Origin of the sequence: Variibacter gotjawalensis, assembly GCF_002355335.1 — a bacterium.
Taxonomy (GTDB): domain Bacteria; phylum Pseudomonadota; class Alphaproteobacteria; order Rhizobiales; family Xanthobacteraceae; genus Variibacter; species Variibacter gotjawalensis.
On the sequence record NZ_AP014946.1, the window covers coordinates 3,157,647 to 3,175,177 of the forward strand.

At 61.5% G+C, this 17,531-nt stretch carries 16 protein-coding genes; 10 read left to right on the forward strand and 6 right to left on the reverse strand.

The features are described 5' to 3' along the window. Nucleotides 1–547: 547 nt before the first annotated feature. Nucleotides 548–2,806: a TonB-dependent receptor gene (locus GJW30_RS15355; RefSeq protein WP_245408524.1), complete on the reverse strand. Its 2,259-nt coding sequence runs from the start codon at nt 2,804–2,806 to the stop codon at nt 548–550. A 518-nt stretch (nt 2,807–3,324) separates the two neighbouring features. On the opposite strand from GJW30_RS15355, the gene GJW30_RS15360 reads away from it, so the two are divergent. Continuing rightward, the gene (locus tag GJW30_RS15360; RefSeq protein WP_245408525.1) at nt 3,325–3,870 is read left to right on the forward strand and encodes a methyltransferase family protein; all 546 of its coding nucleotides are present in this window, start codon (nt 3,325–3,327) and stop codon (nt 3,868–3,870) included. Nucleotides 3,871–3,873: 3 nt separating this feature from the next. Here GJW30_RS15360 and GJW30_RS15365 read toward each other — a convergent pair whose 3' ends face one another. The 3 genes from GJW30_RS15365 to GJW30_RS15375 all read right to left on the reverse strand — a co-directional run bounded on the left by GJW30_RS15365 (nt 3,874) and on the right by GJW30_RS15375 (nt 7,613). Continuing rightward, a complete protein-coding gene (locus GJW30_RS15365; RefSeq protein ID WP_245408526.1) occupies nt 3,874–5,856 on the reverse strand; it encodes a hybrid sensor histidine kinase/response regulator in 1,983 nt (660 codons plus the stop codon). Next, on the reverse strand, nt 5,853–7,343 hold the full coding sequence (locus GJW30_RS15370; RefSeq protein ID WP_096356821.1) for a DUF7125 family protein: 1,491 nt from the start codon (nt 7,341–7,343) through the stop codon (nt 5,853–5,855). The genes GJW30_RS15365 and GJW30_RS15370 overlap by 4 nt, the downstream gene beginning before the upstream one ends. A gap of 90 nt (nt 7,344–7,433) precedes the next feature. Then, nucleotides 7,434–7,613, reverse strand: coding sequence for a hypothetical protein (locus GJW30_RS15375; protein WP_096356823.1), 180 nt, complete (start codon nt 7,611–7,613; stop codon nt 7,434–7,436). A gap of 131 nt (nt 7,614–7,744) precedes the next feature. Here GJW30_RS15375 and GJW30_RS15380 point away from each other — a divergent pair, with 131 nt between their 5' ends. The 4 genes from GJW30_RS15380 (at nt 7,745) to argC (ending at nt 10,924) form a co-directional block, all read left to right on the forward strand. Next, nucleotides 7,745–7,945, forward strand: coding sequence for a hypothetical protein (locus GJW30_RS15380; RefSeq protein ID WP_096356825.1), 201 nt, complete (start codon nt 7,745–7,747; stop codon nt 7,943–7,945). A gap of 80 nt (nt 7,946–8,025) precedes the next feature. Continuing rightward, a complete protein-coding gene (locus GJW30_RS15385) occupies nt 8,026–8,991 on the forward strand; it encodes a S1C family serine protease (protein WP_096356827.1) in 966 nt (321 codons plus the stop codon). A 212-nt stretch (nt 8,992–9,203) separates the two neighbouring features. Continuing rightward, complete coding sequence (locus tag GJW30_RS15390) at nt 9,204–9,845, forward strand: FMN-binding negative transcriptional regulator (RefSeq protein WP_096356829.1); 642 nt, start codon at nt 9,204–9,206, stop codon at nt 9,843–9,845. Between the two features lie 23 nt (nt 9,846–9,868). Then, complete coding sequence (gene argC / locus GJW30_RS15395; protein WP_096356831.1) at nt 9,869–10,924, forward strand: N-acetyl-gamma-glutamyl-phosphate reductase; 1,056 nt, start codon at nt 9,869–9,871, stop codon at nt 10,922–10,924. A gap of 125 nt (nt 10,925–11,049) precedes the next feature. Here argC and GJW30_RS15400 read toward each other — a convergent pair whose 3' ends face one another. Then, on the reverse strand, nt 11,050–13,053 hold the full coding sequence (locus tag GJW30_RS15400; protein WP_096356833.1) for an acetyl-CoA carboxylase biotin carboxylase subunit: 2,004 nt from the start codon (nt 13,051–13,053) through the stop codon (nt 11,050–11,052). A 278-nt stretch (nt 13,054–13,331) separates the two neighbouring features. On the opposite strand from GJW30_RS15400, the gene GJW30_RS15405 reads away from it, so the two are divergent. The 5 genes from GJW30_RS15405 to rplI all read left to right on the forward strand — a co-directional run bounded on the left by GJW30_RS15405 (nt 13,332) and on the right by rplI (nt 16,663). Then, a complete protein-coding gene (locus GJW30_RS15405) occupies nt 13,332–13,994 on the forward strand; it encodes a peroxiredoxin (protein WP_096356836.1) in 663 nt (220 codons plus the stop codon). A gap of 289 nt (nt 13,995–14,283) precedes the next feature. Continuing rightward, nucleotides 14,284–14,736, forward strand: coding sequence for a 30S ribosomal protein S6 (gene rpsF, locus GJW30_RS15410; RefSeq protein ID WP_096356838.1), 453 nt, complete (start codon nt 14,284–14,286; stop codon nt 14,734–14,736). Beyond that, nucleotides 14,733–14,975 (forward strand): 30S ribosomal protein S18, encoded by a 243-nt coding sequence (rpsR, locus tag GJW30_RS15415; RefSeq protein ID WP_096356840.1) that lies wholly within the window; start codon nt 14,733–14,735, stop codon nt 14,973–14,975. Before rpsF ends, rpsR begins: the two co-directional genes overlap by 4 nt. 98 nt (nt 14,976–15,073) lie before the next feature. Further along, entirely contained in the window at nt 15,074–16,024 is a 951-nt protein-coding gene (locus GJW30_RS15420) for a DUF2232 domain-containing protein (RefSeq protein ID WP_096356842.1), read from the forward strand. 36 nt (nt 16,025–16,060) lie between these two features. Continuing rightward, nucleotides 16,061–16,663, forward strand: coding sequence for a 50S ribosomal protein L9 (gene rplI / locus GJW30_RS15425; protein ID WP_096356844.1), 603 nt, complete (start codon nt 16,061–16,063; stop codon nt 16,661–16,663). On the opposite strand, the gene GJW30_RS15430 is transcribed toward rplI, so the two are convergent. Next, the gene (locus GJW30_RS15430) at nt 16,660–17,490 is read right to left on the reverse strand and encodes a hypothetical protein (RefSeq protein ID WP_096356846.1); all 831 of its coding nucleotides are present in this window, start codon (nt 17,488–17,490) and stop codon (nt 16,660–16,662) included. The two genes, rplI and GJW30_RS15430, sit on opposite strands and share 4 nt — an antisense overlap. Between the last annotated feature and the right edge of the window lie 41 nt (nt 17,491–17,531).

The window sequence follows — 17,531 nt, forward strand, 5'->3', positions numbered from 1 at the left end:
CGCTTTCGCCGCACAGGGGAAGTCATCGGCTTTTCTGAAGGCCGCGCCGCTGCGATCTTCGTTATAGCGAATTCGCGTAACTTCAGACGAAGCTGAAAATTGTCGACGGCCTTCTGCGCCAGTGGCCGGCACGCATCCGTGATCAGCGAGGCGCGTGCGTCGTTGGCTTTCCGCAATGCCGTGGCACATTTACGCGCTTGGTGCAGCGTCAACTCGCTGCGCGGCTGCGCATCGCCACCAAGCACGACGATCGGGAGCAGCGTTTTCGAACAGGTCTCGATCCAGACCCTGTCGAACTCCAAGCACGGATAGTGCACGTTGCGCAGCCGCGATGAGGTCGCTCTCGCCTGCGTCCGGGCAGTCACGACGCCCCACGTCACTTGGGCGTCGAAAAGCTTCTCTCTGCGCTGCTGTTTGCGCAAAGCGGCGCGCGGCGACACGTATCGAGTTCTCTTCAGCATCATGACGTCGGACTCTTGCTGGCTGGAAGGCTTGCAATATGCCGAGGTGACGCGCACCTCGGCATCCGTCTCATCGCTGCGGGAGATTAGAACTTGGCGGTGAGTGCAGCGCGGACCGTGCGCGGTGCGCCCGGCGTGATGTTGTTGTTGCCGTCGGCGGTCGAGAAGTAGCCCTTGTCGAAGATGTTCTCGATATTGATCTGGGCGCGGATGTTCTCGCTCACTTTGTAGTAGACGGCCGCGTCGACGCGCGTCCAACCCGGCAGACGGACAGTGTCGTCCGACGACGCATACGAGTCCGTGTAGTGGATGATGCCGACGCCGACACCCCAACGCGGATGGAACTGGTAGCGGTTCCAAAGCGAGAAGGTGTTGTACGGCACGAGCCCGACGCGATTGCCTGCGACAACGGTCGCCGACACATTGCTGGCAATGCGCGCATCCGTGTAGGCATAGCCGCCGGCCACCTGCCATTCGTCGGTGATGTACCCGGCAAGGCCGGCCTCGAAGCCGCGCGTCAGCGTGCGGCCGCTGAGCAGGAAGAAGCCCGCGTTGTTTGGATCCGGCAGACGCTGGTTGGTACGATCGAGTTCGAAGATTGCGGTCGAGAACAACAATCGCGGCATGATCTCCCACTTAAAGCCGACCTCCTTATTCTCGAACTTCTCCGGCTCCGAGATGACGAGACCCGGCGTGAGCGAGGAAAACTGGTCACCGGAACTCGGCAGATGCGAAACGCTGTAGCTCGCATAGATCGACATGTTGTCTTGCGGCTTGATCACAATGCCGCCGCGCGGCGAGACGACATTGTCGATGCGACCGAACGTGAGGTTGGTGGTTCGGTTGGTGGCTTCGAGATCGAAGTGGTCGAAGCGAACGCCGGCGATCAGCTGCAGCCATCGCGTGACTTCGATTTGATCCTGGATATAGACCGCGCCGAGACCCAGACGATAGGTGCTGTTTGCATCGGTGGTGCCGTTGTTCTTGAAGGTGATCGGACCAAACACCGTCGGGTTGAGCGGATTGACCGCGAGCGCTGTCGATACGCCGTTAAACAAACCGGTCTCGCGATAGCTCAAGCCTGACTGATGTCCGACTTCGCCGCCGACGAGCGCGGTGTGCTGCCAGCTTCCGGTGTTGAATTTCCACGTGACGTCGGTCTGATTGAAGATGTTCTCGCGGTCCGTGCGATTGTTGTAGGCCGAGAGATTGACCGAAGTGCCCGCATTATTGACTGCGCCACCCGGGAACACGTTCTGGTACCAGCGATCGTAATTCGCATAGCGCGTCCCGTTGCGGATCTTCACGCCCGAGTCGGTCTCGTGCTCGATGACTGCCATCGCGCTGTCGACGATCGAATACGTTCGCGCGTAGTCCGGGTTGCCGAAAAACGTAGAGACATCGGTCTTGTATGGCCGTCCGAACTGCGACGGAATTCCGCGATCCGTGATGCCGTTGAAGTCGTAGTGCTCGTAGCTCAGCGTGACCTTCGTCTGATCGTTCAGCCGGAAGGCGAACATCGGGTTGATACCCCAACGCTCGAATCCGACGTGATTGCGATAGCTGTCGGTTTTTTCGTACATCGCGTCGAAGCGGCCGGCGACATTCCCATTCAATGCGCCGCCGACATCCAGCGTGGCGCGCCGGTCGTTGTATTGACCACCCGAAAGCGTGACCTCGCCATACGGAACGTTGCGCCACTCCGGCTCCTTCAGCACACGGTTGACGATGCCGCCGCCGCCACCGCGACCGAAGATCAACGCATTCGGCCCTTTTAGAACTTCAACGCGTTCGACATTGTAGAGGTCGCGGAAATACTGAACGTCGTCACGAAAGCCGTTGACGTAAAAGTCCGCATTCGAGCGCTGACCGCGAATGACGAGATCGTCGCGATTGCCCTCGCCCTGATGCCAGATCACGCCGGGCACGTAGCGCGTTGCTTCGCCGAGAAACTGAACGGACTGATCTTGGATGAACTCTTTGGTCAGCACTGTCGCGGACTGCGGAACATTTATGATGGGCGTGTCGGTCTTAGTGCCGCTCGTGATGCGCGTCGTCGCGTAGCCGACGGTCGTGCCGCCGCTCGCCGTTCGCGGCACACCTTCAGTCGCGACAACAGGGACCGGCGCCGGCGGAGCAACACGCGGGCTGACGGGCCGCGTCGCGACACGGCGGCGCGGTGCGCGGCGAACGACTTGCTGACGCGGCGCCTGGACGCTGACTGTCGGTAGACTCGGTTGGCTTGCGGCCGGCTGGGTCGATTGTGCGGATGCGGTCGAAGCTTCAAGAAGGCACAAGAATGCCGTGGCGCTGATGGCGCCCATGCCGATCGGTAGTTTGTTCATTGCAGTCGCCCCTGTTAGGGCCGAGGACGCTTGTTTACTGGTTGTGCTTGCCCTCAACCCATAGTTGCGACATTACGGCACACAGACTAGCGGCGGCTGTAGATTTGGTGCAACATATTGAAATTGTTGATATTTTTTAGTTATTTCAAACATATGTAGTAGTGTGCTCAGGAAAATAATTTAAGCCAAAGAGGGTTTGTCTGAAAGCGAGGAAATTTCGCTTTAAAGACCGCCTTAGCACCGAGGTATCGATCGATTGTGGTGTAGTAGTGAGGGCGCTCCCTTGGCGTCTATTGTGCCTCCGTACAGTCGTAACTCACCGAACGATTGAAGCTCGCATCGTTGTATGACTTTTCTCCGCCGATGATTTTCGCTGCCACGAGTTTCTGCAACGGAGATCACAGCTGGCGATCGAGGATCGAATGTCTGCAGCGAGTGAGACGAATTCCGAATTGGCCTCGGTGGCCCGAACGCAGAAGGTCCGTAAGGCGGTTCTCCTAGCCGTCGTCATTTGCGGAATGGCCATCCTCATGACGGGTCATTCGCAGTGGCCGGGCGGCACACGGCTGCACGAGTCGATCGAGTGGGTCGGAATCGTATTGCTCGTCGTCGCGATTTTGGGCCGGACCTGGTGCACCCTGTACATCGGCGGCCGAAAGGTATCGCAGCTTGTCGCCGCCGGTCCCTACTCCGTCACGCGCAATCCGCTCTACGTGTTTTCCGTCATCGGTGCGCTGGGCGCTGGCGCGCAATTCGGCAGCGCAATGATGGGGGTTATCTGCGCGGCAGTCGTCTACGCGATTTTTATGATTGTGATCCTCCGCGAGGAGAAGGCGCTCAAGCTAGCGCTTGACGCTCCGTACAAGAACTATCTGGCAACCGTGCCGCGCTTTTTCCCGAACTTCTCGCTGTGGCGGGACGAGGACATTCTCGAGGTACGCCCCGATCGGGTCCGCGTCACATTCTTCGACGGCCTGTTCTTCTTGCTCGCCATCCCAGTTGCCGAAGGGATCGAGGCGCTCCAAGCCATCGGCTGGTTGCCTCACTGGTTCACGCTGCCATAACGATCAGGCGAGGCAGCGCCTCAACACGCGCGATAGCTCGTCGGCCGAATACGGTTTCTTGACCAACTCGAAGCCGTGCGGGCCTTCCTGGGCCAACACATCGCTGTACCCCGACGTCAGAACGACAGGCAGCCGCGGATACAGGCGGTTGATCTCGTGACCGAGATCGACGCCGCTCATGCCCGGCATGACGACATCCGAAAACACGATATCGAAGTCAGCTTCGTGCGCCAGCAGCGCCAACGCTTCATCAGCGTTCGACACCATCTTCGTTTTGTATCCGAGATCCTGAAGCAGCTGAGACGAGAACGTGCCGACGTCCGCATTGTCCTCAACGACGAGGACACGGCGTCCGGTGCCGTCGAAGGCGGCTGCATCTTCGCCCTGCTCCGCAGGATCGACTTTCAGATCAGCCTCGTTCGCGCGCGGCAGCAGAATTGTGAACGTCGTGCCTCGGCCGAGTTCGCTCTCCACTTGCACATCACCGCCGGATTGCTTGGCGAAGCCATAGACCTGGGACAACCCCAAGCCCGTACCCTTGCCGACTTCTTTCGTGGTGAAAAACGGATCGAAAATATGCGCGATGGTTTCAGGCGCGATGCCACCACCCGTATCCGAAACGGAGATCGCGACGTCCGTATGCGGCTTGTCGACGCTAAGCGCGCGTACCGCGACGACCAATCGCCCCTCGCCGTTCATCGCATCGCGAGCGTTGACCGCGATATTGATCAGCGCCGTTTCGAATTGCGTCGCGTCCGCGTGAATGAATTGCGGGTCTCCGAGAACCGTCTCGATCTCGATCCGGCTACCGACCAACGTGCGCAACATCTCGACGACGGACGTGATGCGGTCGTTCACGTCGAACGTTTCCGGCTTTAGCGACTGCCGTCGCGCGAAGGCCAGCAACTGGCTGGTCAGCTTGGATGCACGATCAACCGTTTCAGAGATGGCGTCGACGTAGCGGATGCGCCGCTCGTCCGGCAGGCTGGGCCGCCGCAGCAAATCCGTCGAGCTTTTGATGATCGTGAGGAGATTGTTGAAGTCGTGCGCAACGCCGCCGGTCAGCTGACCGACCGCCTCCATCTTTTGCGATTGGCGTAACGCGTCTTCGGTCTCGGCGAGCCGCCGGTCGGCCGCCAGGCGATCCGTGACATCGTACACAAACTGGTAAGCCCCGATCTGCCGGCCATCGCGATCGCGCAACACGTTGAACTTCATCTCGTAGGAGCGCCGATCGCGAGTGTGATCGCCAAACTCCGCGACTTCGACGAACTCCTCGCCGGCAAGCGCGCGCTTCCACACCCGCTCGACATCACGCTGATGTTCCGGCCAGTCCGAGAGCGCATCGAGCATCGACTGACCGATGCGCGGATTCACGCCAAAAATACGCTCGAACTCTTGCGCAGCCGCACGATTCACCGCGAGCCAGCGGTAATTGGCATCGGCAACCTGAACATAGGCGTCGGTGCCTTCGACGATATCGGCGAGAACCTTCCGCTCCGCGATCGCCTGTGCGACGCGGGATTCGAGCGTCTCGTTGTTCTCGCGCAGCTCTTGAAGACGAGATCGCGCATCGTATTGCCGGCGCCGCGCTCGCAGCGCCGAGCGCGCGAGACTGACCAGCGTCGTCGGGTGAAACGGGCGCTCAAGAAATGTCACGTTGCCGAGCGTGTCGAGAAAGCGCCGCGCTGCCGGATTGCGCTCTAAGCCGCCGCCGCTGCGCGTCAGCAAGATAAACGGAAGGTCCGACCACTCCTCCTGATCGTCGAGCCACGCGACGAGCGGTGCGAGGTCCTGGTCGCGCAGCGCTTCCTCTGTGACGACAATAAACGCACCGCCGAGATTGAGACGCTCGATCATGTCCGACAACGACTTGCAACTATCGGCAGGCAGCTTCGCTTCCCGCAGAATGTTAGCAGCAACGTCCGCATCGCGGCCGTTCGGCGCTAGGATAATGGCGTCTTCGGAGAGCGTCGATCGCTTCACGACTCTTCGGCTTTCAGGAGATCGCGACTATTGCCTACGAGCGTTGGAACGCCGCGCAGCACGCCTTGGAACTCCGTTAGCGGTTCACCGAGCGTAACGCCGCGCTGTCCAATCCGATATTCGCGGATCGTGTCCTCGTGAGCGCTAGCGCGTTTTTTGATAACCGAGATCGCGCGGCGCACGCGGCCAAATGCTTCGAAGAAACGAAGCAGGATAACGGTGTCGGCCAAGTACGTGACATCGACCGGCGCCTTCATGTCGCCGACCAGACCGTGCTGCGCAACGGTCAAAATGGTCGATGCGCCGCGACGGTTTAGGAACTGCAGCAGCTCGTGCATGTGCAGGATCAGCGCGTTTTCTTCCGGCATGGCGGCTTGGAAGCCGTTGAGGCTATCGAGCACGACGGTTTGCGCACCGCGCTGCTCGACACAGCGCCGGACGCGCTGCGAAAACTCTCCGGGCGAGAGCTCGGCCGCGTCGACTTGTTCGATGTGCAGGCGCTTTTGATCGACCATCGCTTGCAGATCGATATCGAGTCCCTTGGCGCGGTCAAACAACAGACCCAGCTCTTCGTCGAAGACGAACATTGCCGCAGTTTCGCCGCGTGCAACGGCGCTCTTGATGAAGGTCAAGGCGAGCAGCGATTTGCCGGCACCCGCCGGCCCAATGATCAGAAGGCTCGAACCACGCTCGACACCGCCGCCGAGCAAAGCATCGAGCCGCTCGGTGCCGCTGGAGATAACTTCGCGCTTGAAACCTAACTTATGCTCCGCCGACACCAGTCGCGGAAAAACATGCGCACCGGCATTGCTCAGCGCGAAGTCGTGAAAGCCGCCACGGAAACGGCGGCCGCGATATTTGAGCACACGCATCCGCCGCCGCTCCGCACCGTAATCGGGCGCCGTCTCTTCGAGACGAAACACACCATGCGCGATCGAGTGGACGGTCTTGTCCATGACCTCCATCGTGAGGTCATCGAGCATCAGAACCGTCGTCTGCGCTTGAGCGAAGTAATGCTTCAAGCTCAGGATTTGCCGGCGGTAGCGCAGCGAGCTTTGCGCCAGCAGTCGGATCTCCGACAAAGAATCGATCACGACGCGATGCGGCTTGACGCGTTCAAAGGCTTCGAAGATGCGCTTCGTCGTCTCGCCGAGTTCCAGATCGGAGGAATAAAGCAAACTTTGCTGATGTTGTTCGTCGAGCAAGTTTTCCGGCGGAACGAGTTCGAAAATACCAACATCCTTCAAGTCCCAACCGTGCGACGCCGCCCCGGATCGCAGCTCGTCTTCGGTCTCGGACAAAGTGATGTAGAGCGTGCGCTCGCCCGCCTTAGCGCCTTCCATAAGGAACTGCGTCGCAATCGTTGTCTTGCCGGTACCCGGAGACCCTTCCAGCAGGAATACGCGGCCGCGTTGCAACCCGCCCTGCAGTACGTCGTCTAATCCGGGAACTCCGGTACGTGCCTCTACGCTCCCAGCGTCCGACATGTACGCCCTCTATAGTTGTGTGAGAGCAGTATCACGCTCAGTGGAAGTCGTCATCCGTACAGAGACTTGGCCTCTTCTGGCGGTAGCGCCTTAGGGCTCACCTTCACGCAACATCACCACGACGCCATGCCAGCGGTCGGCGAGCTCCTGCCAGTATACGCGGAGCTGTGGTGTCGCGGCGCGATCGGCCTTCGCCTCACATTTCGCGGCTTCGGCGAGATAGTCTTTAATCTTGGCATCGCGATCGTCGCGCTGCTTGCTGGCCAGCATATCTCGTCCTCGCGCCACCGCGCCAAGGATAGCGCGCGCGGACTGTCTGCGGCTCTTGAACGAATGTCAAAGTAGACTTTCGATCCAATCGGGTTTTAATTGTTCGACCGAACGATGGCCCGGACCACGCCATGAGCGTCGACGACGACAAACGCAAAGCTGTCAGTTTTTCCGCGCGAGAACCTCAGCCCAGCGAAGCAGACTGCTACGCCAACTATCGCCAGTTGATGCAGCGCGCGGACGATGCGCGGGACATCGAGCGCAAAGCAAGACTGCTCAGCGAAGCCGGCGAATGGCTGCAGCACGCCGAACAACAGCGATCTTCATCGTAGCCGGACCCAACACAATGACACTGCGGATTGTGATCCAGGCGCCTCTTCCGATCCGCGTGGGAATCCGCCATCTTTGACGGATGAGCGATCTTTGGAACCCTGTCCATCAACCGCAACCACAAGACTACACGTACGATCTCGAGCGTGCGCTGAACGCGATCGTTGGCGTGCATAGCGTCGTGCCGCCGGACGCATTCACGGCGGAGACGCTCGGCACCGAACGCGCCGGCAATGGCGTGTTGATCGCGCCGCACAACGTCGTGCTCACCATCGGCTATCTCGTCACCGAAGCCGAGCAGGTTTGGTTGCACTTCAACGGCGGCAAAGTCGTGCCCGGTCACGTGATGGCTTACGATCAAGAAACCGGCTTCGGGCTAATCCAGCCGCTCGCGCGCATCGACGCGCCGGCGCTGGAACTCGGCTCGTCTGCTTCGACGACCGTCGGCGATGACGTCGTTGTCGCCGGGGCCGGAGGGCGCTCGCGTTCGGTCGCGGCCCGCATTGCAGCCAAGCAGGAATTTGCCGGCTACTGGGAATACGTCCTCGACGAAGCGATCTTCACGACGCCGTCGCATCCCAACTGGGGCGGCACGGGTTTGATCGGCGCCGACGGCAAACTCATCGGCATCGGCTCGCTGCAGCTTGAGCAAACGCGCGGCGAGAACCAGACCCAGCATATCAACATGGTTGTGCCGATCGATCTCTTGAAGCCGATTCTGAACGACCTGATGACCCTCGGCCGCCCGAACCGCCCGGTCCGGCCGTGGCTCGGTCTGTTCGCGACAGAGATCGAAAGCCGCGTCGTTATCGCGGGGCTCGCCGGTCAGGGCCCGGCCAAGCGGGCGAACCTCAAAACCGGCGATCTTGTCGTCAGCGTCGCGGGCCGCGAGGTGACGGACCTCGCCAGCCTGTTCCGCGGCGTCTGGTCGCTCGGCGAAGCCGGCGTCGAGGTGCCGCTACGCGTCCACCGCGAGGGCCGGACTTTCGATGTTCGCATCACGTCCTCGGATCGCAACAGCTTCTTGAAGCGGCCGAAGCTCCACTAATTCAACCCTTGCGCGACGGCCGGGCGGAATGTATATGCGGCGCGCTATGACGAAGACCGTTCACCAGTCCGCACGCCGCCGCCGTCCCTTTGGGGCGGTTTTGGCGTTTGGTCTCGTCTGATCAAGCGTCCGCCGCCGGAGACTACTCCCGCGGCTCACCTCACAAAATCCGCGGAAGTGTCTACGGTGGCCCCACTCAATGGAGCCGAACCATGTATGCGCCGCCATTTTTCCAGATCGATCGTGCCGCCAGCCTCCAGCTGGCCGAGGCGCGCGGATTCGGCGTGATCATCGCGTCCGGCAGCACTAACGCGCCCGTCGCCTCGCCGGTCCCCTATTGCATCGGCTATGCGGCTGACGGCTCACCGCGCGTGCAGCTCCATGTCGCCCGTCAGAATCCGCTCGCCGAAATGGCGAATGCAGGCGGCACATGGCTGCTCTCCGTGATGGCCGAAGACACCTACGTGTCGCCGGACTGGTACGCGAGCGAAGCTCAGGTGCCGACGTGGCTCTACCAGAACGTTCAGCTGTCCGGGCCAGTTCGCGTCATGACGGCGGCGGAATTGGAACAGCATCTCGTTGATCTCAGCGAGAAGTTCGAGGCTTGGCTTCTGCCGAAGCCGCCGTGGAAAGTCGACAAGATTCCGGCCGCGCGGCACAAGCAACTGACCCGCGCCATCGTCGGCATCGATATGACAGTGGAGACTGTCATCGGCACGACAAAACACAATCAGCATAAGACGGACGCGGATCATGTCGCGATCGCCAATGCGCTGAAACAGCAGCCGGGCGAGGCGCCGCGCGCGATTGCGACCGGCATGGTCGCGGCGCGGCCGCATCTGGCCTATGAATAATTCGGATTCGAAGGAACGGTAAGATGGCGAAACAGAAAGCAAAGATCGGCGTCCTCGGCGCCTCCGGTTACACGGGCGCGGACGCCGTCAGGCTCGCCGCACGGCACCCGCATATCGAGATCGCGGCGCTGACCGCGAACACTTACGCGGGCAAGCACATGCAGGAGGTCTTCCCGCATTTCTTCATGCTCGATCTCCCGAAGCTGGAAACGTGGGAGAGCGTCGACTGGACGAAGTTGGACGCAGTCTTCTGCGGTCTGCCGCACGGCACGACGCAGGAGATCATCGCGAAGGTCGTCGAGGCGAACCCGAAGATCAAGATCCTCGATATGTCCGCCGACTTCCGCCTGCGCGACATGGCGACTTACGCCGAGTGGTATGGCCACGAACATCGCGCGCCGCATCTGCAGGGCGAAGCCGTCTACGGCCTCACTGAATTTTATCGCGACGACATCGCGAAGGCGAGACTTGTCGCCTGCCCGGGCTGCTATCCGACCGCGACATTGCTGGCTCTCGTGCCGATCGCGAAGGCCGGATTGATCGACACCGACGACATCATCGTCGATGCGAAGTCGGGCATCACGGGCGCGGGGCGCGGACTGAAGCAGAACACGCTGTTCTCCGAATCCGGCGAGGGCCTCTCGCCCTACTCCATCGCGAAGCATCGGCATGCGCCGGAGATCGAACAGGAAGTCGCAGCCGCCGCCGGGGTGCCGGTGACGCTGAACTTCACGCCGCATCTCATCCCGATGAGCCGAGGCGAACTCTGCACGTCGTACGTCAAGCTCGCGAAGGGTAAGACCGTCGACGATCTGCGCGCCGCGCTCGAAGCGGCTTACAAGGACGAACCCTTCGTGTTCGTTGCGCCGAAAGGTGTCGTGCCGCAGACGCAGAACGTACGTGGCTCGAATTACGTGCAGGTTGGCGTGTTCGCAGACCGCATTCCGGGCCGCGCCATCGTTGTCTCGACGCTCGACAACTTGGTGAAGGGGTCGGCCGGTCAGGCGATCCAGAACATGAATCTGATGCTGGGTTATCCGGAGACGACTGGCCTCGAGCAGATCGCGCTGTTCCCGTAGTTTACAAGCAAAGCCTCAATCTCCGCTCGCTCCCGCGAAAGCGGGAGCCCAGCCCGCGTGTGGCAGCACGCGCCGCAAAAACTGGATACCCGCTTTCGCGGGTATGAGCGGAATTCTGGGCTAGCCTAGGCGAATTCCAAGATCACCGCGTCGACAGCAAGCGTCTCACCGGCTTTCGCGTGGACCTTCTTGACGACACCATCACGCTCGGCGCGCAGCACGTTTTCCATCTTCATCGCTTCGACGACGGCGAGCGTCTCTCCCGCCTTCACGTCCTGGCCTTCGACGACCGCGATGGAAACCACAAGACCGGGCATCGGGCACAGCAAACGCTTGCCCGAGTCCGACACCTTCTTCACCGGCATCAACTTGGCGGCAGCGGCCTCGGCTTGCGTGTAGACATGCGCGGTTGCCTGAGCGCCGCGATAGTTGATCAGCATGCCGTTCGGAATACCGCGGATCTGCAGGATCGCGGTTGCACCATCGACCTCGCCGCGCCAGACCGTTTCGCCCGGCCGCCACGTCGATGAAACGCGGATCGCCTTCTTCTTGCCGTCGAGCATGACCTTGAACGCGTCTCCATCCGCCGCGACGACGGCGGTGTATTCGCGCTCCCCGACCTTCACGCAGCGATCCGGATCGAACGTCACGACGCGGCCGCTCATCTGTCCGCTGATCTGACGCTTGCGCAAATTGCCCTGGTGATCGATCACAGCAGCAACAGCCGCCATCATGCGTGCGTCGGCATCCTTCGGCGTCTGCGGATGGAAGCCTTGCGGAAACTCCTCGGCGATAAATCCGGTCGAGAGCGCCCCTTCGCGCCAGCGCGGATGCTGCATCAGCGCGGAGACGAACGGGATGTTGTGTTGCACGCCGTCGATCGCGAAGGCATCGAGCGCGTCCGACTGCGCATCGATCGCCGCGAGACGCGTCGGCGCGTGTGTGACGAGCTTCGCGATCATCGGATCGTAGAACATCGAAATCTCGCCGCCGTCATAGACGCCGGTGTCGTTGCGCACCGTGATCCCGTTTGCAAAAGATTCCGGCGGCGGCTGATAGCGCGTGAGCCGCCCGATCGACGGCAGGAAGTTGCGATAAGGGTCTTCCGCGTAGATGCGGCTCTCGACCGCCCAGCCATCGAGCTTCACGTCGCTCTGCTTGATCGCGAGCTTTTCACCCGCAGCGACGCGGATCATCTGTTCGACGAGATCGATACCGGTGATCAGCTCTGTGACCGGATGCTCGACCTGCAGTCGCGTATTCATCTCGAGGAAGAAGAAGCTGCGATCCTGGCCCGCGACGAACTCGACCGTACCGGCCGAGTCGTAATTCACGGCTTTCGCCAAAGCGACGGCTTGCTCGCCCATCTTCTTGCGCGTCTTCTCGTCGAGCAGCGGCGACGGCGCTTCCTCGATAACCTTCTGATTGCGGCGCTGGATCGAACATTCGCGCTCGCCGAGATAGATGACGTTGCCGTGCTTATCGCCGAGCACCTGAATTTCGATGTGGCGCGGATCGACGATGAACTTCTCGATGAACACGCGGTCGTCACCGAATGAAGACTTCGCCTCGGAGCGCGCACGATCAAAACCTTCTTCGACTTCGTTCGCGGCGTGCGCGATGCGCATGCCCTTGCCGCCACCGCCGGCGGACGCCTTGATCATCACCGGATAGCCGATCTCGTTGGCGATTTTCACCGCCTCTTTCGCGTCTTCGATGACGCCGAGATGGCCCGGCACTGTCGAGACCTTTGCGGCGGCCGCCGCCTTCTTCGACTCGATCTTGTCGCCCATGGCGGCGATCGCGCCGGGATTCGGCCCGATGAAGACTAGCCCCGCCTTCTCCAGCGCTTTTGGAAACGCCTCGCGCTCGGACAGGAAGCCGTAGCCCGGATGCACGGCCTCGGCACCCGTCTGCTTGCAGGCGTCGATGATTTTATCGATGAGCAGGTAGGACTGCGCAGCGGGCGGCGGGCCGATATGCACGGCCGTATCGGCCATTTCGACATGAAGCGCGTTGCGATCGGCGTCCGAATAGACCGCGACAGTCTCGATCCCCATCCGGCGTGCGGTCTTGATGACGCGGCAGGCGATCTCGCCACGGTTGGCAATCAAAATACGCTTGAACATTCCCCTTGGCCTCGTCCCACGCGCCCTAACTCGTTGTTTTCATGGGATGGGGCCGAAGCGAAACGTTGTCAACCACAACGCAGACCTGCACCCCACACCAGGTTGCCAGGAAGCATAGAACAAATTTCTCCCTCCCGCCTCGACCACAGTCGGTTCGCACTATTCATGCTCGATTGCGCCAATAGACGATTGCTATTTTTCCTTCCCCATTCCGAAGCGCAAAGACCTTGCCTATACAACGGGCCAGCATCCCGGCCTCAAACCAAGGAGACGTACCTGTGACCCTCGCCATCGGCGATATCGCCCCAGACTTCAAAGCCAAGACCACCGAAGGCGACATCAGCTTTCACGATTGGGTCGGCGACAAATGGGCCGTCCTGTTTTCGCACCCGAAGGATTTCACGCCGGTCTGCACGACCGAGCTCGGTGCCGTCGCCAAGCTGAAGTCCGAGTTCGACAAGCGGAATACTAAGGTCATCGGCCTCTCGGTTGACCCGGTCGACAACCACGAGAAGTGGGCGAAGGATATCGAGGAAACGCAGGGTACTTACCCCAACTTCCCGATGATCGGCGACACCGATCTCTCGATCTCCAAGGCGTGGGGCATGCTCCCCGCCGCCGCGTCCGGCGACTCGTCGAAGCGCACCGCCGCCGACAATCAGACCGTCCGCAACGTTTTCGTAGTCGGCCCGGACAAGAAGGTGAAGCTGGTGCTTGTATACCCGATGACGACTGGCCGTAACTTCGACGAGGTCATCCGCGTCATCGACAGTCTGCAGCTGACGGCCAAGTTCAAAGTCGCCACACCGGCTGATTGGAAACAGGGCCAGGACGTCATCATCGCGGGCTCGGTCTCGGACGACGACGCCAAGAAGACCTATCCGGACGGCTGGAAGTCGCCGAAGCCCTATATCCGCATCGTGCCGCAGCCGAAGAGCTAAGCACCCACAGACCTTAACAATCGGCGCCGGACGCAGGCTTTATGCCTTGTGTTCGGCGCCGATTTGCGTATAACGCGCCCGTCTCCGTTTCCTGGTCGGAAGCTGAATGGATGGCGTGGCGATCCACAAGATCACTGCGCAGGGCCGATGGTCCGTTCATCCGGTGTTTCCGGTACTCGGGCTTCGAGCCTTTCCCGAAAGGTTCGAGGAAGCTTGGCACCAGGAGGAGGCGTGGAACGGCCGCCGCGAGCTTGCTCGCCGTTGCGGCTTCACTTAAGGAAAGGATACTATGCCACTCTACGAACACGTATTTCTTGCGCGTCAGGACGTGACCGCGCAACAGGTCGAAGAGCTCAACGCTCAGTACAAGACCATCATTGAAGGTCTCGGCGGCCAGGTCTTGAAGAACGAGTATTGGGGCGTCAAGACGCTCAACTATCGCATCAAGAAGAACCGCAAGGCACACTTCACGCTGCTCAACGTCGATGCTCCGCCGGCCGCTTTGGCCGAAGTCGAGCGTCAACAGGGCCTGTCGGAAGACGTTCTGCGTTTCATGACGGTTCGCGTCGAAGAGCACGAAGAAGGCCCGTCCGCGATGATGCGCAAGGCCGATCGTGATGACCGCGGCGACCGTGGTGATCGTGGCGACCGCGGCGATCGTGGTGACCGCCCGCGTCGTGACCGTGACGACCGTCCGCCGCGCCGCGACCGTGAAGAAGCTTCTGAAGGAGATGCGGCATGAACGCACAAGCTGGAGCGCGTCGGCCGTTCTTCCGTCGCCGTAAGACCTGCCCGTTCACGGGCGCGAACGCACCGAAGATCGACTACAAGGACGTTCGTCTTCTGCAGCGCTACGTTTCCGAACGCGGCAAGATTGTCCCGAGCCGCATCACTGCGGTTTCGGCCAAGAAGCAGCGCGAGCTCGCGGTCGCCATCAAGCGCGCCCGTTTCCTCGGTTTGCTGCCGTACGTCATTCGCTAATTCGGCTGGCGCCTTCGGGCGCCAGTTTGTCTAACGAAAACTTGGTTGGGGCGGACGTTTGATCCGCCTCTAACCGCTCCGACGAGCGGGACAGCGATATGCTCTATGTGGGACTCATAGGCCTTGCGGCCGGACTAACCTCGGCGTTGCTTTTCGGCACGTTCGCGTCCGGCTCCTTGCTGTCCGTCCCCCTCTTCTACCTCTCCCCGCTCCCTATCCTGCTTGCCGCGCTCGGCTGGAGCCATCTCGCCGGTTTGATCGCTGCCGTCGTCGCCGCGTTGGTGTTGGGCGCGGTGTTCAGCTTCTCGTTCTTCGTTGCGTATCTCGTCGGCATCGGCCTGCCGGCCTGGTGGCTCGGCTACCTCGCGCTTCTCGGCCGCCCGGCGGCCAACGCGCCGGATGGCATCGAATGGTATCCGAGCGGGAAACTCCTCATCTGGGTATCGATCACCGCCGCGATCGTCGTCACGCTCCTTGTGCTGAGCGTCGCGACCGACGCCGATGAACTCCGCAACCGCCTTCGCCGCGCCTTCGAGCCGCTTATCAACAATCCAGCGATTCGCGGACGTGATGGCCAGTCGACGTTTGGCCAGGGCCTGTTGCAGGCACCGGAGCTGATCCTTCCCCCAGCCGCCGCGATCATCACCACGATGGTCGGCAGCCTCCTCCTCTATCTCGGCGGCCGGATCACGCGCGCCTCCGGACGCCTGCGCCGCACATGGCCCGATCTGTCCGCGATGGAATTCCCGCCGATGGCGCCGATCGGCTTCGCGCTGATTGTCAGCGGCGCGTTCCTTCTGTCCGGGATGCCGCAGGTGATCGCGGTCGTTCTGTCAGCCGCCGTCCTCACAGCCTGCGCGCTACTCGGCCTCGCCGTGCTGCACGCACTCACCCGCAATGTGGGCGGTCGCGGCATTCTTCTCGGCAGCGTCTACGGCGCTTCGCTCGTCTTCGGTTGGCCTTTGCTGCTCGCCGCCATGCTCGGACTGGCCGACATGGCTCTCAATTTCCGGGGCCGCCTCAAGGCGCCTCCGTCTCAACCAAACTGAACAACCACAGCAAATCAGGACTGATAGGAGAACCACATGGAAGTCATTCTACTGCAACGTGTCGCCAAGCTGGGACAAATGGGCGAAGTCGTCCGCGTGAAGGACGGTTACGCGCGTAACTTCCTGCTGCCGACCGGCAAAGCGCTCCGCGCCACCGACGCAAACCGCACCCGCTTCGACGGCATGAAGTCCGATCTCGAAGCTCGCAACCTTCAGCAGAAGGGCGAGGCCGATAAGATCGCCAAGAAGCTCGACGGCAAGACCTTCGTCGTCCTGCGTCAGGCTTCGGACACCGGCCAGCTCTACGGCTCGGTTTCGCCGCGCGACATCGCTCTGCTCATCACGGAAGGCGGCTTCAAGCTCGACCGCAATCAGGTCCACATCTCGACCCCGATCAAGATGGTCGGCATGCATGTGATCCCGATCGGTCTGCATCCGGAAGTCGACGTCAACATCACGATGAACGTTGCGCGCAACGCCGACGAAGCCGCACGTCAGGCCAAGGGCGAAAACGTCACGGTCCGCCGCGAAGGCGGTGACGACGAAGTTGAAGAAGCCAAGGCCGTTGCCGAAGAGTTCTTCGAGCAGCCGCAGGAAGAGGCAGCCGCCGAAGAAGGCGAAGAGAACAACGCCGCTTAAGGCAGAGGCGCCGCGAACGGCTGAGTTTCAGTCGGCGCGGCACTCGGCGCAGTCTCGACGGAAGGTCCCGCGGTCTCGGCCGCGGGATTTTCTTTTTGCGTCGCCATCGTACCAGACGACGTTGCGCCGGACTGAGCGACTTCCGGCGGAGCCGACGGCAGCGCGGCCGTGACAGCAGGCGTCGGCTTAGCGGCTGCAGGTTTCTCCGGCGCGCTCGCCGGCACAGCGGCAGCTTGCGACGATTTCGGCGGCGTGTATGTGCGAGTCGTATCCGCACGGCTCGAAGCGCGATCGTGCGCAAGTGGGACCGGCTGCGACGAAATCTGCACCGGCGAAGGATCGCCACCTGCGTTCAAGCCAACGCGGCTACGCTCGAGCGCTTCCTGCTTCTTCTCGGCGGCTTCTTTTGCGGCACGGCGCGCAGCGGCGCGCTCTTCCGCCGTCTGCGGCTTCGCTTGCGCGGCGTCAGGCGTAGCCGCTTCCGGCGTGCGAGCGGCTTGACGATCACGGCGCGGATCGGGCTTGCCGGGATCCTGCGCGGCGGCGCGTGCACCGCGGCCACTCGGATCGACGCCGCTACCGACGACGTAAGCCGCGAGTGTGCCGGCCATCTCGCGGCTCGACGTGTAGTGCTGACGCAGGAAGCCGGCGACTTGCCCGGTGTTGTTCGATTTCGCGAGGCCCTTCGCGCTGCGGTGACACGCCGCGCAGTTGCCCGCGAACAATTGCTGCGGCGATTTACCGGCGTCGAGATTCTGTGCCGAAGCTTCGGCCGACAGTGCCAGCAACGCGATCAAGCCGGACGCGGCGCGCAACGAACCGTTCAACACGAGACTTCCCTCATTTCAACCGATTGGCGCAGCGAACG

Coding starts and splice junctions, on each gene's coding strand:
- GJW30_RS15420 (WP_096356842.1), top strand. CDS start 15,074: ATGCTCTATGTGGGACTCATAGGCCTTGCGGCCGGACTAACCTCGGCG.
- GJW30_RS15380 (WP_096356825.1), top strand. CDS start 7,745: ATGAGCGTCGACGACGACAAACGCAAAGCTGTCAGTTTTTCCGCGCGA.
- argC (WP_096356831.1), top strand. CDS start 9,869: ATGGCGAAACAGAAAGCAAAGATCGGCGTCCTCGGCGCCTCCGGTTAC.
- GJW30_RS15400 (WP_096356833.1), bottom strand. CDS start 13,053: ATGTTCAAGCGTATTTTGATTGCCAACCGTGGCGAGATCGCCTGCCGC.
- GJW30_RS15375 (WP_096356823.1), bottom strand. CDS start 7,613: ATGCTGGCCAGCAAGCAGCGCGACGATCGCGATGCCAAGATTAAAGAC.
- rplI (WP_096356844.1), top strand. CDS start 16,061: ATGGAAGTCATTCTACTGCAACGTGTCGCCAAGCTGGGACAAATGGGC.
- rpsR (WP_096356840.1), top strand. CDS start 14,733: ATGAACGCACAAGCTGGAGCGCGTCGGCCGTTCTTCCGTCGCCGTAAG.
- GJW30_RS15360 (WP_245408525.1), top strand. CDS start 3,325: ATGGCCATCCTCATGACGGGTCATTCGCAGTGGCCGGGCGGCACACGG.
- GJW30_RS15390 (WP_096356829.1), top strand. CDS start 9,204: ATGTATGCGCCGCCATTTTTCCAGATCGATCGTGCCGCCAGCCTCCAG.
- GJW30_RS15370 (WP_096356821.1), bottom strand. CDS start 7,343: ATGTCGGACGCTGGGAGCGTAGAGGCACGTACCGGAGTTCCCGGATTA.
- GJW30_RS15385 (WP_096356827.1), top strand. CDS start 8,026: ATGAGCGATCTTTGGAACCCTGTCCATCAACCGCAACCACAAGACTAC.
- rpsF (WP_096356838.1), top strand. CDS start 14,284: ATGCCACTCTACGAACACGTATTTCTTGCGCGTCAGGACGTGACCGCG.
- GJW30_RS15355 (WP_245408524.1), bottom strand. CDS start 2,806: ATGAACAAACTACCGATCGGCATGGGCGCCATCAGCGCCACGGCATTC.